Raw genomic sequence first — 16,420 nt, forward strand, 5'->3', positions numbered from 1 at the left:
GCACTGTCACCGCGTCGTGGCGAGAATCAGCGCCCGAGCAGCGCGGCGATCGCCTCGATCGCCCCGTCGGAGACGCGGAAGAACGCCCATGTTCCACGCTTCTCGCGCTCGAGGAATCCTGCCTCTGTCAGGATGCGCAGGTGGTGCGAGACGGTCGGCTGGCTCAGACCGAGCGGTTCGGTGAGGTCACAGACGCAGGCCTCGCCGTCGGCGTGAGCGGAGATCATCGACAGGATGCGCAGACGGGCGGGATCGGCGAGTGCCTTCAACGACGCGGCGAGCGATACGGCGTTGTCGTGGCTGATCGGCGCGCGTGTCAGCGGCGCGCAGCAGGACTGCAGGTCGCGCAGCGGGATGAGCTCGAGAGCGGGCATGCATCGATTCTGCGCAAAACATTGACACTCGTCAATATCTGCGTCACGATCGCATCGTTCGAATATCGATGAGCATCGATGAAGGAGGTGTGACATGGACGACTGCTGCGACACCGGCTGCTGCTGCTGACCACAGGACAGGGGCCGTCGATCGTGTGATCGACGGCCCCGCAGGCACTCGGCCGGTGACGCCGGTTCAGCCGGCGAAGAACGCTCGCGCGACGCGGGAGAGGTCGTAGAGGTCACTGACTCCTGCCAGCTCGCGGGCCGAGTGCATCGACAGGATCGGGATGCCCACGTCGACCGTGCGGATGCCGAGACGCGTCGCCGTGATCGGACCGATCGTCGAGCCGCACGGCACCGCGTTGTTCGACACGAACTCCTGCGAGGAGACGCCAGCGGATTCACACCAGCTCGCCCAGGCGGCCGCGCCGAGGGCATCCGTCGCGTAGCGCTGGTTGGCGTTGATCTTGAGGATCGGGCCGGAGCCGAGCATCGGCTGCACGACCGGGTCGTGGCGCTGCTGGAAGTTCGGATGCACGGAGTGCCCGACATCGCTCGACAGGCACCAGGATGCAGCGTACGCGCGCCGCAGATCCTCAGCGCCGGCTCCCAGTGAGGCGTAGACGCGCTCGAGCACGTCCTCGAGGATGGGGCCGGCCGCGCCGGACCGCGACTCGGAGCCGAGCTCCTCATGATCGAACGCGGCGAGCATCGGGATCACCGCACTGTTGGTCTGGCCTGCTGCCTCGATCAGAGCGACCACTCCGGCGTGCACCGAGGCCAGGTCATCCAGTCGCCCCGACGCGAAGAACGCGTCGTCCTTGCCGAAGACGGCGCCGCGCGCGGCATCCGCCACGACCGCGTCGAAACCGCGGATCTCCGCGGCGTCCACACCAGCCGAAGCCGCGAGCTCGGCGAGGATGTCTTCCGACTCGGGCTCGCCGAGCCCCCACACCGGCTGCGTGCCGGTCTGCTTGTCGAGGGCGAGGCCGTCGTTCACGCCGCGGTCGAGGTGGATCGCCAGCTGCGGCAGGCGCAGCAGCGGCCCGGTGGCGGCGAGCACGACCCGCCCGTCGGCAAGCGCGAGACGGCCTGCCAGGCGCAGCTCGCGGTCGAGCCACGAGTTCAGCAGTGGACCGCCGTACACCTCGACGGCGGCCTGCAGCCAGCCCTTCGCTCCGGTGGTCGGCTTGGGCTTCAGTTTGAAGCCGGGGGAGTCGGTGTGCGCGCCTAGCACGTGGACGGGCGTCGTCGCCGTGGCATCCGACGGCACCGCCCAGGCGATCGCGGCGCCGTCACGCACGATGACATAGCGTCCCCCGGTCTGAGCCGGCCATGCACCCGCCTCATCGAGGCGCGTGAAACCGGCGCTCTCCAGCCGCCGCGCGACCTCTTCGGCCGCGTGGTAGCTCGACGGCGAGGCGGCGACGAAGTCAGCCAGGTCGGATGCGTGCGAGAGGGCGGGAGACGTGTCGGGCATGCCTTCGAGCCTAATGGCGGGCGCCCCGCCGATCGCGAGCCTGCGCTCACGTTCACACGCACTCAGACGATCACGCGCTGCTGAGCTGGGGTGCGGCAGGTTGGGGTGCGGCAGGCTGGAAGTCGTCCCACGGCGGTGGGTCATCATCGGGACCGGTCGCCGTCCCGGAAGCCGGTGTGGGTTCGGCGCAGCTGGGCACGAACATCACGCGCCGCGGCGGAGCATCGATGTACGAGCGCCCGCTCGGGCTGGTCCACTCGATCGTCCAATCCGGACGCTGTCGCGCGGTCCAGCGGTATCGCTCGGGGATGTCGGGGTGCTTGAGCACATGGTGGCTGAGGCACAGGTGCGCGAGGTTGTGGATATCCGTCTTGCCGCCGAGGGCGTAGTCGAGGTTGTGGTCGAGTTCACTGCGGTGCACGGGCTGACGGCATCCCGGAAAGCGACAGTGCTGATCGCGCGCCTTGAGGAACCGGCGCATGCCCGCGGTCGGTGTGTAGGTGTCCGTCGACGTGACGAATCCTTCCGCGTCGAGGAAGAGGCGAGTCCAGCCGATGTTCTGGCCGGCGAGCGCACGCGCGATGTCGGGGTCGATGGCGCAGTGGCCATCGAGCTGCGCCGGAGCATCGTCCAGTCCGGCAAGCGTCGTCGCGGCGACGGTGACCTGCACGTGCGCTCGGATGCCCTCAAGCCCCGTGCCCATCATCTCGGTGGGATTCGCACCCAGCAGCAGATCGCAGACGACGTCGGCCTGCAGCTGGTCGGCGGTGCGGGGATCCGGCGCGATGATGATCGGCGTGGATCCCGCTTCCATCGCCGCGTCCATCGCGGCGTCGCACGCGGCGGCCGCCTCGGGGTTGTCGGCTCCCGAGGGGCAGGGAACCCAGGTGTGCACGATCGGCGGCTCACCGGGAAGGAACGGGTCGATCACGTAGGTGTCGGCGATGCCCGTGTTCCGCTCGTGCTCCCGCGCCAACCAGGCGGCGTGCTCTGCCTCGACATCGAAGGGGAGTGGGAAGTCGGGGTCGGGGGCCGCATCGCGGGCGATCGCACGCGCGCGATCCATGATGAACTCGATCTTCGCGGTCGGCGCCAGCAGATGCAGAATGCTGACACCGTCGTCGAAGGACCGAGCCCACATGCGACGCTCCTGTTCGGCGGCCCGGTGCTGCTCGACGACGACCTGGGGCGCGAGCGCTGCAGCGAGTTCCTTCAGATGCGTGCGCGTGCGTGCCGGTGCTTCTCTCTCGGCGAATTCGAGAGCGGCCGCCTCGTAGAGGCCGAGCACGGACGGCTCGACCGCGCCATCCGCGATTCCTGCCGTGATAGGAGAGGCCGCGCGAAGAATCTCCCTGACGTGCGCCGCTGTGACCACGCCGGTATCGAAGGCCTCACGGACTCCGGGGAAGTCATCGCGCAGCGAGCGGGCATCTGTGAACGCGATCTCGGCGGAGCCTTTCGCGATTCGTCCCGCCGCTGCGTACTCGGAGACCATGGAGCGCCAGATCGCCTCGCGCTCGAAGGGCGAAACGGCGACATCCGCATCCAGGGACTCCAGTCGTTCGCCGAGCAGGGCTGCAGCCCGCGCCTCCCACATCGCCACGCGGCGGCGCGCCTCGACCCACTCGTCGAGCAGGTCGGCCTGCCGTTCGAGAGAGTGCTGCGCGTCGTTGGCCATGCGTCTAGTTTAGTACAAAGATTCGAAAACGCAAGGGTGTACTGCCGCTTTCTCAACTGATCGGCAGCGGGTACCGGCGACGCAGCAGGGCTCGCTGCACCAGCGTCCAACTCACGGTGACGACGAGGTAGAGCGCGGCGGCCAGCGGCACGAACACCGCGAACACCGCGGTCAGATAGTGCAGTGCGTTGAGCATGCCGAGCATCCCCGGTGAGGCGAGCGGGCCCTCGGCGGGCACCTGCGGCCGGAACAGCCGCCGGGTGATCTCGGCGACGATCAGGATGAGTACGAGCACGACCGCCCACACCAGCGCCGTCGCCGCATCGAGCCGACCACTGATCGCATGGAGCAGCGAAGTGCCCAGCGGCGCACCGAACAGATCGTGGGTGAGCAGCTCATTCGCATGCCCGGCGATCTCGGGCCGCAGGAAGAGCGTGTAGAGGATGCCGACGACGGCGCCCTGCACGATCAGCGGCAGGCATCCGGCGAGCGGCGACGCGTTCTCGGCCTTGTACAGCGCCAGCGTCTCGCGCTGCAGGCGTTCGGCGTTCTTGCCGTGGCGCTTCTGCAGCTCGCGCAGCTTGGGTGCGATTCTCGCTCGCATCTGCTCGGCCTTCGCCTGAGAGACGCCAACGGGGATGAGCAGGGTGCGCACGAGAACCGTGACGAGCACGACGGCGAGGGCAGCGGCGTTCCCGCCGGCCAGTGGCTCGACCAGATGCGAGAGCGAGAGCAGCGCGTTGTACGCGCCGTCGAGAAGAAGGGTCAGTGGAGGAAAGGCGAAGATGTCCAAGAGATGTCCGATCGCGAGAGAGGAGAAGGGGTCGGCGAATACCGCGGATCTCTTTCTCGGATGCCACATCTCGGATGCGCATCGCGGAGAGGATCACGCGGCGAGTGCGACTCCCGGTGCTCGCGGACGCGGGTGCCCATCGGCATCAGGGTGGCTCTGCGCGAGACGTATGGACACGTCGATCGCGCGGCGCGGATGAGCGGAGGAACGCAGGCCGGTAAGCGGCGCAAGCATGGCGACCAGCATGGTGAGGACCGCGATGGTCACCAGGATCGCGGCGATGCCCAGCATCCCGTCCGGCGGCATGGCGACCGCGCCGAGCGCTGTCAGCATCAGCTGCAGCAGCGTGCTCAGCACGTCGGTCATGTGCGCCTCCCGTCAGAGTGCGAGGTTAGCATCCGCGGCTGGCCCGGCCGTGAGCCATGCATCGAGCAGGCCGAGCCGGCGCAACCGGGTGATCGTCTTCGCGCCGATCTGCCCGGTTCCGCCGAGAACGACGATGCGCGCCGTGCGCATCGTCGTTCTCACATCAGCCGTCGCGAACCTCTTCGCGACGCGGCCGGTCGCGCTCGCCGCTGTAGTCGGGGCGCTCGGGCTGCGAGTCCTGATCCGAGAGCTCCCCGCCCTGGCGGCCACCGTAGGGGCGTCCGTGATCGGCGAACTCCTCGCGACCGAAGGCGAGCTGCCAGTCGCCGATCCGGAAGTGCGCCCCGGTGCGCAGGATCTCGGAGCGCGCGTCGCCGTCCTCTTCGCGGTACGCGTTCATCTCACCCGCACCGTGCAAGGTCAGCACGTACTCGTCGCGGTCGTCGTGGACGATCGTCGCGTGCACCGGATCCGCTCCGGGCAGCAGCAGCGTGGCGCCTGCGCCGGAGCCGATCGTCACCTCATCCTGTTCGATGTAGAACACGGCGCGCTCCTCGCCGGGCCCGGTGATGCGCAGATGCGGTCGGCCTGCACCCCACTCCGCATGCGTGCGGGTGGGCTCGTTGGCATCGGTTCGGTCGTCCATGTCTCCTCCTCGGTCGGGGTGGTCGGTCGGGCGGTGTGCTCAGCGCGAGATCTGCTCCACGGTGTGGCCGGTGGTCGCGGCCTCCAGGTGCCTGGCGATGTCGGCCTGGCTGATGATCCCTACCAGACGGTGCTCTTCCAGTACCGGAACCCTCCGGATCTGGTGCTCCTTCATCAGCGCGAGCACCCGCTCGATCTCGGCGTCCGCATCGGCGGTGACCGGCGCTCCGTTGGCGAGCCGTCCGGCATTGGTCGTATCGGGGTCGAGTCCGACGGCGACTGCCTTCACGACGATGTCGCGATCCGTCAGCATCCCCTTCAGTCGACCGTCCTCGCCGCAGATGGGCAAGGCGCCGACGTCCAGTTCGCTCATCTTCTCCGCTGCGATCGAAAGCGCATCGTTCTCACCGATGCACAGAGCGTTCGGCGTCATGACCTCTCGGGTGAGTGTCATCGGTTCGTCCCTTCCTCCTGGTGCTTGCCCCTCGTGGTTCTTGTCGACGAAGCTATCCAGCCGCCCGACGACATCGAAGGGGGTTGACAGTCCGAAGCGACGCCGTCAAGCCCCTTCAGATGCGGATCCGGTCCCGAGAGCATCCTGCGAAGACGGAGGAAGAGGGGGAAACATGTCCGAACGAGCTGAGATCGGCGCGAAGGTGATGTTCTGGGGATGGATGGGAGTGATCGTCGGTGGCTTCGCGATCATGGCCGTCATACTCGTGAGCGGTCGCTGACATGCGTCGCGTGCTCCGGGATCAGGGCCTCAGTCTCTTCTTCTTCGCGCTGTTCATCCTCGCCCTGCTCGGCCAGTCGGTGGCGGGTCACCTCCGCAACAACGAGGACCTCGTCCAGCACGCGCAGCCGCCGCAGGGCTATCTCTCATTCGTGTTCTCGAGCGATTTCGTCGTCGACGTCGCCGAGAACTGGCAGAGCGAGTTCCTGCAGTTCCTGCTGTTCATCGCGGCCACGGTCTGGTTCGTGCAGCGCGGGTCACCCGAGTCGAAGAAGCCCGGCGATGAGGGTATCGACTCGGATGAGAAGCAGCAGGTCGGCGCGTATGCGCACGCGGACAGCCCGCGCTGGGCGAGGGTGGGCGGCTGGCGTCGGACGGTGTACGAGAACTCGCTGGTGATCGTGATGGGGGCGATCTTCTTCGTGTCGTGGCTCATGCAGTCCCTCAGCGGGCTGGTCGTGATGAACCAGGAGAACGCCGAGCACGGCGTCGCCCCGCTCGATTGGGGACAGTACGTGCTCTCCCCGGAGTTCTGGGACCGCACGCTTCAGAACTGGCAGAGCGAGTTCCTCGCGGTGGGCACGATGGTCGCGTTCTCGGTGTTCCTGCGTCAGCGAGCATCGGCCGAGTCCAAGCCGGTCGGTCTGCCGCACGGCGTATCGGCCGAGGAGTCCGACTGAGTCAGTCGCCGTTGCCGTCGAGGTCTTCGGCGAGAAGGGTGATCCCTCCGGTGCTGCTCGCGGAGTTCGCCAGTGTCGTGATCCATTCCGAGCTCAACTCGGGACGCTCCGGGTCGGCGAAGACGAAACGCAGCGGGATCGAGGGGTGCAGCCAGATCGTGGAGCGTCCCGTCGGATTCTCGGGAGGATGACGCCACGAAAGGGTGAAGCTCTCGTTGCGTCGAAGCTTGGTGGAGATGACGACCTTGAGATGCGCGAGCGCGCGATCCTCTATCTCAATCGGCTCAGAGGTATCGCCATAGAACAACCAACCCATAGCGATAAGCTTGCTGCACTGACGCCGGGGACGCCAGTGGTAGTTCTCTGCTTGCGAAAGGGCATCTCGATGGGAAAGTTCGTATATGAAGGCTCGGTCAAGACCGAGATCGAGGATCGTGCGCTCACCCATCTGCAGCTGGTCATGACGGCGAAGCTGCGACGGGGGGAGCCGTTTCCGCTCAGCTGGCGTGAGGACGCCAGCGTCGGCGGGGGGCGAACGACCGTATGGGTGCAGCCGGGCAGTTCGCTCGTCTTCAAGTACTACGGCAGCAGGCAGCCCGAGGTGAACCGCGCGTGGATCGAAGCCCTCGCTTACACCGCCAACACCCCGGCCGGACTGCACCTCGTGCCCGAGCCGCCGGAGGGCCCGGTCACGACCGTCGAAGAGTGACGGCGACCGCGGCACGCCGCGTACGCGGTGGGCTCTCGATCGTCAACCCCCGTGTCGCCCGGGTGGAGGCGCCTTAGCGTCGAAGCGTGACCCGGATCGGATTCCACGCCTCCCACGAGCAGCACCCGCCGAGCGACCTGCTCGAGTTCGTGCGCACCGCCGAGCAGGTCGGGTTCGATGAGGCGATGTGCTCCGACCACTTCGCACCGTGGCTGACCTCGCAGGGACACTCCGGGTTCGCGTGGAGCTGGATCGCCGCTGCATTGGCCCTCACGCGGTATCCGATCGGTCTGGTGACCGCTCCGGGGCAGCGGTACCATCCGGTGATCGCCGCTCAGGCGCTTGCGACCGTCGAGGAGATGTTCCCCGGCCGCACCTGGGCCGCGCTCGGCAGCGGCGAAGCGCTGAACGAACATGTCACCGGTGATGCGTGGCCATCCAAACCGGAGCGAGATGAGCGGCTGGTGCGTTCCGCCGATGTCATGCGCCGGCTTCTGTCCGGTGAGAAGGTCAATGCCGATGGCCTGGTTCGCGTGCACGAAGCGCGGCTGTGGACGAGGCCCGAGATCCCGCCGCCCATTCTCGGGGCCGCGATCAGCCCGCGCACGGCTGCGCGTATCGCGCGATGGGCCGATGGGATGATCACCGTCGGAGGGGACCCGAGCGCCACGCGCCGCACTCGTGAGTCGTATCGCAGAGCAGGCGGAACGGGTCGGACTCTGCTGCAGGTGCATGTCAGCCTGGCATCCACGCGCGAGGAGGCACTGGCGGCCGCGCGCGACCAGTGGGCGCAGGGCACCGTTCCGCCGCGGCTGATGCCGGACCTGCAGCAGCCCGAGGACTTCGAGCGGCATGCCGATCCCACCGACGCCAAGCTGGATGCCGCCGTCATCATCGGATCAGACGAAGCCGAGGTCGCCGGGCGCATCGCCGCCGCGGCCGCCGGTTTCGACGGTGTGTTCCTGCATCACGTCGGCACCGATCAGCGCGCGTTCCTGCAGCGCTGCGAGGACCATCTGCTGCCCGAGCTGAGGAGGCTCCTGTGAACCCGGCTGACACGAGCGATCTGTGGTGGCGCACCGCGGTCTTCTACTGTCTCGATGTCGAGACCTTCCAGGACTCCGACGGTGACGGCGTCGGCGACTTCGCGGGCCTGGCTTCGCGCATCGACGACCTGGCGGCGCTCGGCGTGACGTGCATCTGGCTGATGCCCTTCCAGAAGACGCCGGATCGCGATGACGGCTACGACATCTCCGACTTCTATGCCGTGGACCCTCGTCTGGGCGATTTCGGCCATGTCACCGAGACCATCCGTGTGGCGCACGACCGCGGCATCCGTGTCGTCATCGACCTCGTCATCAACCACACCTCGGATCGCCATCCGTGGTTCGTCTCGGCTCGACGGTCCCGCGACTCGCCGCACCGGGACTATTACGTCTGGCGGGACAAGCCGCCGCGCAATGAGCAGCCGACGATGTTCCCCGGGGAGGAATCGAGCACCTGGGAGCACGACGAGCGCACAGACCAGTACTACCTGCACAGCTTCTACCGTCACCAGCCCGACCTGAACCTGGCGAACCCGGCGGTGCGGTCGGAGATCGCGCGCGTCATCGGATTCTGGCTGAAGCTCGGCATCGACGGCTTCCGTGTCGATGCCGTGCCCTTCCTGGTCACAGGGGATGGCAAGGCGCACTCCAATGATCCGCATTCGTTCCTGCAGGAGGTCCACCGGTTCGTGGGACGCAGAGAGGGGTCGGCGCTGCTGCTCGGCGAGGTGGGGCTCACGCACGACGAGCAGCTGACATACTTCGGCGACCGCGGCACCGAGCTCGATCTGCAGTTCGACTTCCTCACCGCGCAGGCCGCGTTCCTCGCGTTCGCGCGTCAGGACGCCACGCCTCTCGCCGAGGTGCTCCGTGCCCGCCCCGAGGTCGACGTCCGCCACGGCTGGTCGATGTTCCTGCGCAATCACGACGAGCTGTCGCTCGCACTGCTCTCGGAGGAGGAGCGCAACGAGGTCTTCGATGCCTTCGCGCCGGAAGAGCATCAGCGCGTGTATGGCCGGGGAATCGTGCGACGCCTGGCGCCGATGCTCGGAGACGACCCGCGCAGACTGCGCATGGCGTACAGTCTGCTCTTCTCGCTCCCGGGCGCGCCGATGCTGTACTACGGCGAGGAGATCGGCATGGGCGAGCTCGAGGGCGACCTCGGCCGCGGGGCGATGCGCGGGGCGATGCAGTGGGATTCAGGGCCGAGCGCGGGCTTCACGGCGGCCGGGACACGCCGCAGGCGTCGGCGGATCGCCAAAGGCGGGTATGCCCCCGAGTACGTCAACGTGCACGACCAGCGTCGCGATCCGGATTCGCTCTGGTCGTTCATCTCGGGCCTTGCCGCACGCTACCGTTCGACTCCCGAGATCGCGTGGGGCGCACTGCGGGTGCTGGACGTGAACGAATCGCGCGTGCTCGTGCACACCACAACAGCGGACCGGGTGCAATTCGTGGCGCTGCACAACCTGTCATCCGAGCCGGTGACCGTGCGACTGCCGGCGCTGGGTGAGGAAAGCAGCCACACGGTGCTCATCGAATCGGCGACGAGTGCAGCCGATGCCGACTACCGCGACCAGGTGCTGGACGGCTACGGGTACCGCTGGCTGCGTGTCATCCATGGCCAGACCGGAGGGTCCACCGGAGGTGCGCGGCGCAACTCGTCCGCCGCGTGAACGCCGTTCTCCCCGCCAACGCGATCCTCGGCCAGCCCCTCATCCGTCGGCCGGCGGAGCGCTCGTGCGCAGGTCCGTCGGGCCGTCGCCGGAGTGCGGGTGGACATCGCCTTCGCCGAGGTCGCCCTGACCTTCGTCGCCGATCGCGGTCTCCAGCGGCTCGTCACCCTGAGACTCGGGTTGCAGGCCCGGCAGGCGCGTCGCCGCAGTGTCCTCCTCGGGGACGTCATCCGCTGCAGCAGGGTCGTTCATCATCGGATCGCTCATGCGTGCTCCTCTCGTGACGATCAGCATTGCGCGCGGGCTGCGGGAACGCAGGCCCGTTGACAGGCCGCCGGATCGGACCTAGGAGGCGCGGCGAATCGCTGACGAGCATGCTCAGATCGCTGACGAGCATGATCAGATCGCGACGCGCGCGCATGCGCTTGCGGCGTCGAACTGTCAACCCCCTGGATGCCTGAGTGAACCCGGGCAAGAGTGTGAACACGGCCATCCACAGTGACCGGCACAACTCGACACCCCGGAGGAAGAGGTACGACGATGACTCCCCACACGTCCGACCCCCGCGATCAGCACCACGACGAGGGATTCCCCGCCCAGCAGCAGGATCAGCCGGGTCTCACTGACGAGACCAGGCCGACGCCCGATCACGGTGAGGACAGCTATCGCGGCCATGGCAGGCTCGCCGGTCGCCGAGCACTGATCACCGGCGGGGACTCCGGCATCGGCCGCGCCGCCGCCATCGCGTTCGCTCGCGAGGGCGCCGACGTCGCGATCGTGCACATGCCCGAAGAGCAGGAGGACGCGGATGCCACGCTCGATCAGATCCGCGACGCGGGCCGAGAAGGGCTGGGTCTTTCCGGTGACCTGCGCGATGAGCAGTTCGCGGAGGACGCCGTGCACCGCACGCGCGAGGCGTTCGGCGGGCTCGACGTCCTGGTGCTCAACGCGGGATATCAGCACGATGTCGACGGCTTCGCATCACTGAAGACGGAGAACATGCGTCGCGTGTTCGACACGAACCTCGTCGGCATGCTCGTCACCGCGCGCGCCGCGTATCCGCACCTGGAACCCGGATCGAGCATCATCGTCACAGCATCGATCCAGGCGTACAACCCGTCGCCCGGACTGATCGACTACGCCATGACGAAAGCTGCCCAGGTCGCGTTCGTGAAGGCGCTGGCGGAGGAAGCGGGCGAGCGCGGAATCCGCGTCAACGCCGTCGCACCCGGCCCGATCTGGACCCCGCTCATCCCGGGCACCGGCTGGGATGCATCGAAGCTGGAGAGCTTCGGCAAGGACACCCCGCTCGGCAGGGCCGGCCAGCCGGCAGAACTCGCCGGAGCATACGTGTACCTGGCATCCGATGAGTCGTCGTACACCTCGGGCACTGTGCTGGCCGTCACCGGAGGCAAGCCGCTATGAGCGCCACGATCTCAGACGGTCCGAGACCGCCGACATCCCACGGACGCTGGGAGCTCGCCCGGCTGGGCCACGACAGCTGGCGCATCTGCGACCCGTCCCGCCGGCAGGCCGACGCGGACTGCCTGATCGCCTACGTCGACCGGCATCCGTCGGGCATGCTCGATGTGCTCTGGCTGCGCACGCCGTGCCCACGGTCGACCCGCTTCAAGGACTTCGACCGGCTCTTCGCAGCCCTCGACCTCGCCGTGGCGAACGCCTCGGATCGCTCGCGGGCGCCCTCGCCGATCAGGCATCACCCGCCGATGTGATCATCCCCATGAAGGGCTGAGTGCGACTGCCGCTCAGCCCTTCATCCCTGACATCGTGGCGCCTTCGATGATCTGCTTCTGGAACAGGAAGAACACGATGATCAGCGGCACCGTCGAGATGACGCTGGCCGTCACGATGATCTCCCAGTGCCATTCGCCGCCGAAGCCGAAGGCGTCGACCATCGACTTCAGGCCGCGCGGGATCGTGAACGTCGAGGAGTCCCGCAGGTAGATCAGGGCGCGCATCAGGTCGGTCCAGACCGCCTGCACCTCGAACACCGCGACCACGGCGAGAGCCGGCTTGGTCAGCGGCAAGCCGATGCTCCAGAACACCCGCCAGTGCCCGGCCCCGTCGACCCGGGCGGCATCGAAGAGATCTCTCGGCAGGGCGAGCATGAACTGCCGCAGCAGAAAGATGTAGAACGCGCTGCCGAACAGGTTCTGCGCCCATAGCGGCACCAGTGTGCCGACGAAGCCGAGGGAGTTCCAGATCAGGAACGTCGGGATCATCGTCACGGCGCCCGGCAGCATCATCGACGCGAGCACGAGGCCGAACAGCGCCCCGCGGCCGCGGAACCGGTAGTACGAGAACGCCCACGCCACCATCGCGCTCGAGATCGTCACGGTGATCGCTGCCAGCGCCGTGACGATCAGCGTGTTCAGCATCCACAGAGCCAGCGGCGCCTCCTGCCAGACGGTGACGTAGTTCTCCCACGTGAACGTCTCGGGGATCAGCCGGTTGTCGAACACCTCGCCGCGCGGCTTGAACGAGGCGCTGACGAGCCACACGAACGGGTACACGAAGACGATCGAGAACAGCACCAGCGCCGTGGTGACCAGCACCCGCCGCACGATCGTGCGCCGAGGCGTGTGCCGCGCGCCGGTCGCGCCGGTGACGACGGCACGGGTGTCCAGGCGGTACTCGTCGGCGTCGCGCAGAGCGTCATGCGAGCCGGGGGGAACTCTGCTGTTCATCACTTCGCCTCGCCCTCGTAGTAGACCAGGCGCCGCGAGACCACGAGCTGCACGGCCGTGATGACCATGATGATCGCGAACAGCACCCAGGCCATCGCCGAGGCGTAGCCCATGTGCAGGAACTCGAACGCCTGCTGGAACAGATAGATCACGTAGAACAGCGCCGCGTCGTTGCTGTAGGTGGTGTTGCCCGCGCCGAAGAACGCGGTGTACGCCTCATCGAACGTCTGCAGACTCGCGATCGTGTTGACGATGATGATGAAGAACAGCGCCGGGCTGATCATCGGGAGCGTGATGCTGAAGGTCGTGCGGACCGGGCCCGCGCCGTCCATGCGCGCCGACTCGACCAACTCACGCGGAACGTTCTGGAGCGCGGCGAGCAGGATGATCACCGATGCTCCGACGCTCCAGGCGCTCATCAGCACCAGGCCCGGCTTGACCCATGCCGGATCGGTCGTCCACGACGGCCCGTCGATGCCGAAGAAGCCGAGCACCGTGTTGATCAGGCCGTTCTGTCCATTGAACAGCAGCAGGAACAGAATCCCGATGGCCACGGGCGGCGTCATCTTCGGCAGGAAGAACAGGGTGCGGAAGAATCCGGCTGAGCGCTGCGCGGCCTGGCTCAGCAGCAGCGCCAGCATGAGCGAGACGATCACATGCACCGGTACCTGCATGATCGTGAACAGGAATGTGTTCGTCAGGGCGAGCGAGATCTTCGGATCCGCGAACAGCTGCGCGTAGTTGTCGAAGCCCACGAACGATGGATCGTTGATCACGTCGTAGTCGGTCAGCGACAGGTAGACGCTGTAGCCGAGCGGCCACGCGGTGAACACCGCGAAGCCGATCAGCCACGGCGAGAGGAAGGCGAAGGCGGCGCGCCGATCGCTGCGCCGCGCTGTCGCCGTCATCGGTTCTTCTCGAGCGCTGCCCACCCGTCGTCAAGCGCCTTCTGGGCCTTCTCCTGCGCAGCGGCGAGCGCATCCTCCGGCGACGACTGACCGTTGAGCACCGAGTTCACAGCATCCTGCAAGGCGTTCGTGAACTCCGCGTCAGCGGGATTCGCCGGCAGCGAGAAGGTGTGCTCGTTTGCCTCGTAGACCTTGGCGACCGCCGTGTCCCACGGCTCACCGCCCTCGGTCAGCATGTCCTCGATGGCGGCATCAGCCTTCGTGTTGCCGGTGAGGATGCCGGTGAACGGCTTCCCTTCGGCGTTGCGCAGCTCGACGCGCGCCTCAGCCGCCGCCTTCCAGGCGTCGACCGACGTCATCACGCGCGCCCAGCGGCAGGCGGCCTGCGGATTGTCGCTGCCGGCAGGGATCGCCCAGGCCGACCCCGACGCATAGGCGAGCGTGTCGCCGTTGCGATCGCGAACGGTGTCGAATGCCATCGGAGCATCGGGCGAGACGTCGTTGAGCACGTTGACGTACCACTGCTCCATCGGCATGGCGCCGAGCACGCCGGTGGCGAACTGGTTGCCCGCGCCGAAGAAGTCCGCGGAATCGCGGAAGGCCTTGACCTTGTCGAACCCGCCCTGGTCGTCGTAGATCGACACCGCCCACGTCAGCGCCTCGACGACCTTCGGATCATCGAGCTGGGCCGTGCGACCGTCCTCGGAAATGAGGTCGGCACCGTTCGCCTTGGCCCACAGCGGCAGGAACTCCGGCAGCTTGCTGTCGAACCCGATCACGCTGAGCTTGCCGCCGTCATTCTTGGTGAGCGCCTTGCTGGCGGCGCTGACCGCATCCCAGTCGGAGCCGTTGACATCCTCGACGGTGAGGCCGGCGGCGTCGAGCAGCTGCTGGTTCGCCATCGTCACCTGCACGCTGTTGAACTCCGGGATGCCGTAGGGATGCCCGTCGAGGGTCACCTGGGCGAGCGCGGGCTCCGGGAAGTCTCCGGTCGGGATCTGCTCCCCGTCGATGCACTGCTCGAGCGGCATGATCGCTCCGCGCGCCGCCAGGGAGCCGATCTGATTGCGGTTCGCGTAGATCAGGTCGGGTGGATCGCCTGCCGCGATCGCAGAGAGAAGCTGCTGCAGATCCAGCTCGCCTTCGACGAGCTTCACCTCCGTGTCGCCGAGCGCCTCCTTCGCCATGTCGGCCCGTGAAGTCGCCACCTCGTCGACCCCGGAGAAGCCCATCACCGTCAGCGTGCCGGTCAGCTCTGCGTCGGGATCGTAGTCGACGTCCTGCGCGCCGTCGGTCCCGCCGGTGCCGACGGCGCATCCGGCCAGTGCGACAGCGGCGACGGCGAGTGCGGCCGTACCGAGAAGCCTCGAGGGCTTCCGCATGCGTGTGATCATCTTCGTCTCCGGTCTGCTCGCCCGCAGGTGCACGGACAGGGGGAGCGCCCGATGCGGGTGAGGCTGACGCTAGAACCGTCTCTCCGCCCCCACAAGGGCTTGACGAAGTGACTGGGTGGTGCTCCGCGCGCGTCCGGTGCGTCATGTTCACGGCCACGATGAGGCCGCGGGCGTAGCCTCGTGCCATGACTGACCTGCGCGAACTGCTCGGAATCCGGCATCCGATCGTCCTGGCGCCGTTCGGCGGACTGTCATCGGTCGAGCTCACCGCTGCGGTGAGCGACGCCGGCGGGCTCGGGTCGTACGGTCTGTACGGCTACGACGGCGAGCGCATCCGCGAGACAGTGGCGGCGCTGCGCGCGGCCACCGCCGCGCCGTTCGCGCTCAACATCTGGCTGTCCGTCGGCGACGAGGCGGCGCCGGGGCCCGAGCACGACGCGTACGCCAGCGCGCTCAGCGCCTTCTTCGCCGAGGTGGGCATCGAGCCGCCTGCCCGCCCGGCGCGCTATCTGCCGACGCTCGACGAGCAGCTCGACGCGATCTGGGAGGCGGCCCCGGCAGTGCTCAGCGTCGTATTCGGCGTGCCGTCACCGGAGCTGATCCAGGAAGCGCACCGGCGCGGAATCCGCGTTATCGGCACCGCGACGACTGTCGGCGAGGCACGCGCTCTCGAGGCCGGCGGAGTGGATGCCATCGTCGCCACCGGCGCGGAGGCGGCTGGACACCGGGTGTCGTTCCTGCGTCCGGCTGAGGAATCGCTCGTCGGGCTCATCTCGCTGCTGCCGCAGGTGTCGGATGCCGTCGACGTGCCCGTCATCGCTGCGGGAGGCATCGCGGATCGCCGAGGCGTCGCGGCGGCGTTCGCGCTCGGGGCAGCCGCTGTGCAGGTGGGGACGTCGTTCCTCGCCACCGCCGAATCAGCGGCGAACACGGCGCATCGTGCCGCGATCCGCTCGACGTCGGCGGATGCCAGTGTGCTCACCCGCGCGATGAGCGGCCGACTGTCGCGCGGAGCGTCGAACCGCGCGGTACGCGCGATCGAGGCATCCGGATCGATCGCACCGTTCCCCGCGCAGAACTGGCTCACCGGACGCTTCCGCGCAGTCGCGGGACAGCGCGGTCTCGGCGACCTGCAGTCGCTGTGGCTCGGACAGTCCGCACCCCTCGCGCGGTGGGACGCAGCATCCGACGTCTTCGAGGAGCTGCTCGCAGGCGTTCCGCGCTGAG

Annotated in this window: 20 protein-coding genes; 7 read left to right on the forward strand and 13 right to left on the reverse strand. The window is 67.7% G+C overall.

The features are described 5' to 3' along the window. Positions 1-26: 26 nt before the first annotated feature. The 8 genes from ACQUSX_RS12700 to ACQUSX_RS12735 form a co-directional block, all read right to left on the reverse strand. A complete protein-coding gene (locus ACQUSX_RS12700) occupies positions 27-374 on the reverse strand; it encodes a metalloregulator ArsR/SmtB family transcription factor (protein WP_428907276.1) in 348 nt (115 codons plus the stop codon). 196 nt (positions 375-570) lie between these two features. Beyond that, a complete protein-coding gene (locus ACQUSX_RS12705; protein ID WP_428907277.1) occupies positions 571-1,857 on the reverse strand; it encodes a M18 family aminopeptidase in 1,287 nt (428 codons plus the stop codon). A gap of 70 nt (positions 1,858-1,927) precedes the next feature. Continuing rightward, on the reverse strand, positions 1,928-3,535 hold the full coding sequence (locus ACQUSX_RS12710; protein WP_428907278.1) for an HNH endonuclease signature motif containing protein: 1,608 nt from the start codon (positions 3,533-3,535) through the stop codon (positions 1,928-1,930). A 52-nt stretch (positions 3,536-3,587) separates the two neighbouring features. Continuing rightward, positions 3,588-4,328 (reverse strand): YidC/Oxa1 family membrane protein insertase, encoded by a 741-nt coding sequence (locus ACQUSX_RS12715; protein ID WP_428907279.1) that lies wholly within the window; start codon positions 4,326-4,328, stop codon positions 3,588-3,590. A 93-nt stretch (positions 4,329-4,421) separates the two neighbouring features. After that, positions 4,422-4,694: a DUF6412 domain-containing protein gene (locus tag ACQUSX_RS12720; RefSeq protein ID WP_428907280.1), complete on the reverse strand. Its 273-nt coding sequence runs from the start codon at positions 4,692-4,694 to the stop codon at positions 4,422-4,424. A gap of 12 nt (positions 4,695-4,706) precedes the next feature. Then, positions 4,707-4,844 carry a hypothetical protein gene (locus ACQUSX_RS12725; protein WP_428907281.1) on the reverse strand — a complete coding sequence of 46 codons (138 nt, stop codon included), beginning with the start codon at positions 4,842-4,844 and terminating at the stop codon, positions 4,707-4,709. 13 nt (positions 4,845-4,857) lie between these two features. Further along, the gene (locus tag ACQUSX_RS12730; RefSeq protein ID WP_428907282.1) at positions 4,858-5,340 is read right to left on the reverse strand and encodes an FHA domain-containing protein; all 483 of its coding nucleotides are present in this window, start codon (positions 5,338-5,340) and stop codon (positions 4,858-4,860) included. A gap of 39 nt (positions 5,341-5,379) precedes the next feature. Further along, positions 5,380-5,793, reverse strand: coding sequence for a CBS domain-containing protein (locus ACQUSX_RS12735; protein WP_428907283.1), 414 nt, complete (start codon positions 5,791-5,793; stop codon positions 5,380-5,382). Positions 5,794-6,074: 281 nt separating this feature from the next. On the opposite strand from ACQUSX_RS12735, the gene ACQUSX_RS12740 reads away from it, so the two are divergent. Next, entirely contained in the window at positions 6,075-6,752 is a 678-nt protein-coding gene (locus tag ACQUSX_RS12740) for a DUF6766 family protein (protein ID WP_428907284.1), read from the forward strand. 1 nt (position 6,753) lies between these two features. Here ACQUSX_RS12740 and ACQUSX_RS12745 read toward each other — a convergent pair whose 3' ends face one another. Further along, complete coding sequence (locus ACQUSX_RS12745) at positions 6,754-7,068, reverse strand: DUF7882 family protein (RefSeq protein WP_428907285.1); 315 nt, start codon at positions 7,066-7,068, stop codon at positions 6,754-6,756. A gap of 69 nt (positions 7,069-7,137) precedes the next feature. Here ACQUSX_RS12745 and ACQUSX_RS12750 point away from each other — a divergent pair, with 69 nt between their 5' ends. The 3 genes from ACQUSX_RS12750 to ACQUSX_RS12760 all read left to right on the forward strand — a co-directional run bounded on the left by ACQUSX_RS12750 (position 7,138) and on the right by ACQUSX_RS12760 (position 10,183). Further along, the gene (locus ACQUSX_RS12750; RefSeq protein WP_428907286.1) at positions 7,138-7,461 is read left to right on the forward strand and encodes a DUF7882 family protein; all 324 of its coding nucleotides are present in this window, start codon (positions 7,138-7,140) and stop codon (positions 7,459-7,461) included. A gap of 86 nt (positions 7,462-7,547) precedes the next feature. After that, entirely contained in the window at positions 7,548-8,507 is a 960-nt protein-coding gene (locus ACQUSX_RS12755; protein ID WP_428907287.1) for a TIGR03885 family FMN-dependent LLM class oxidoreductase, read from the forward strand. After that, positions 8,504-10,183 carry an alpha-amylase family protein gene (locus ACQUSX_RS12760; RefSeq protein WP_428907288.1) on the forward strand — a complete coding sequence of 560 codons (1,680 nt, stop codon included), beginning with the start codon at positions 8,504-8,506 and terminating at the stop codon, positions 10,181-10,183. The genes ACQUSX_RS12755 and ACQUSX_RS12760 overlap by 4 nt, the downstream gene beginning before the upstream one ends. A 39-nt stretch (positions 10,184-10,222) precedes the next feature. On the opposite strand, the gene ACQUSX_RS12765 is transcribed toward ACQUSX_RS12760, so the two are convergent. Then, positions 10,223-10,450, reverse strand: coding sequence for a hypothetical protein (locus ACQUSX_RS12765; RefSeq protein ID WP_428907289.1), 228 nt, complete (start codon positions 10,448-10,450; stop codon positions 10,223-10,225). Between the two features lie 273 nt (positions 10,451-10,723). Here ACQUSX_RS12765 and ACQUSX_RS12770 point away from each other — a divergent pair, with 273 nt between their 5' ends. Both ACQUSX_RS12770 and ACQUSX_RS12775 read left to right on the forward strand, forming a co-directional pair. Further along, entirely contained in the window at positions 10,724-11,608 is an 885-nt protein-coding gene (locus ACQUSX_RS12770) for an SDR family oxidoreductase (protein ID WP_428907290.1), read from the forward strand. Next, positions 11,605-11,916 carry a hypothetical protein gene (locus ACQUSX_RS12775; protein ID WP_428907291.1) on the forward strand — a complete coding sequence of 104 codons (312 nt, stop codon included), beginning with the start codon at positions 11,605-11,607 and terminating at the stop codon, positions 11,914-11,916. Before ACQUSX_RS12770 ends, ACQUSX_RS12775 begins: the two co-directional genes overlap by 4 nt. Positions 11,917-11,949: 33 nt before the next feature. Here the strand turns inward: ACQUSX_RS12775 and ACQUSX_RS12780 are convergent, their stop codons facing one another. From ACQUSX_RS12780 to ACQUSX_RS12790, 3 genes are read right to left on the reverse strand one after another with little or no spacing between them, the layout of a single operon-like run. Further along, on the reverse strand, positions 11,950-12,891 hold the full coding sequence (locus ACQUSX_RS12780) for a carbohydrate ABC transporter permease (RefSeq protein WP_428907292.1): 942 nt from the start codon (positions 12,889-12,891) through the stop codon (positions 11,950-11,952). Further along, complete coding sequence (locus tag ACQUSX_RS12785; protein ID WP_428907293.1) at positions 12,891-13,799, reverse strand: carbohydrate ABC transporter permease; 909 nt, start codon at positions 13,797-13,799, stop codon at positions 12,891-12,893. Before ACQUSX_RS12785 ends, ACQUSX_RS12780 begins: the two co-directional genes overlap by 1 nt. After that, positions 13,796-15,181: an ABC transporter substrate-binding protein gene (locus ACQUSX_RS12790; RefSeq protein WP_428907294.1), complete on the reverse strand. Its 1,386-nt coding sequence runs from the start codon at positions 15,179-15,181 to the stop codon at positions 13,796-13,798. Before ACQUSX_RS12790 ends, ACQUSX_RS12785 begins: the two co-directional genes overlap by 4 nt. Before the next feature lie 197 nt (positions 15,182-15,378). On the opposite strand from ACQUSX_RS12790, the gene ACQUSX_RS12795 reads away from it, so the two are divergent. Beyond that, a complete protein-coding gene (locus tag ACQUSX_RS12795) occupies positions 15,379-16,419 on the forward strand; it encodes an NAD(P)H-dependent flavin oxidoreductase (RefSeq protein ID WP_428907295.1) in 1,041 nt (346 codons plus the stop codon). The last annotated feature ends 1 nt before the right edge of the window (position 16,420 follow it).

It is taken from the genome of Microbacterium alcoholitolerans, from assembly GCF_050408615.1.
Taxonomy (GTDB): Bacteria; Actinomycetota; Actinomycetes; order Actinomycetales; family Microbacteriaceae; genus Microbacterium.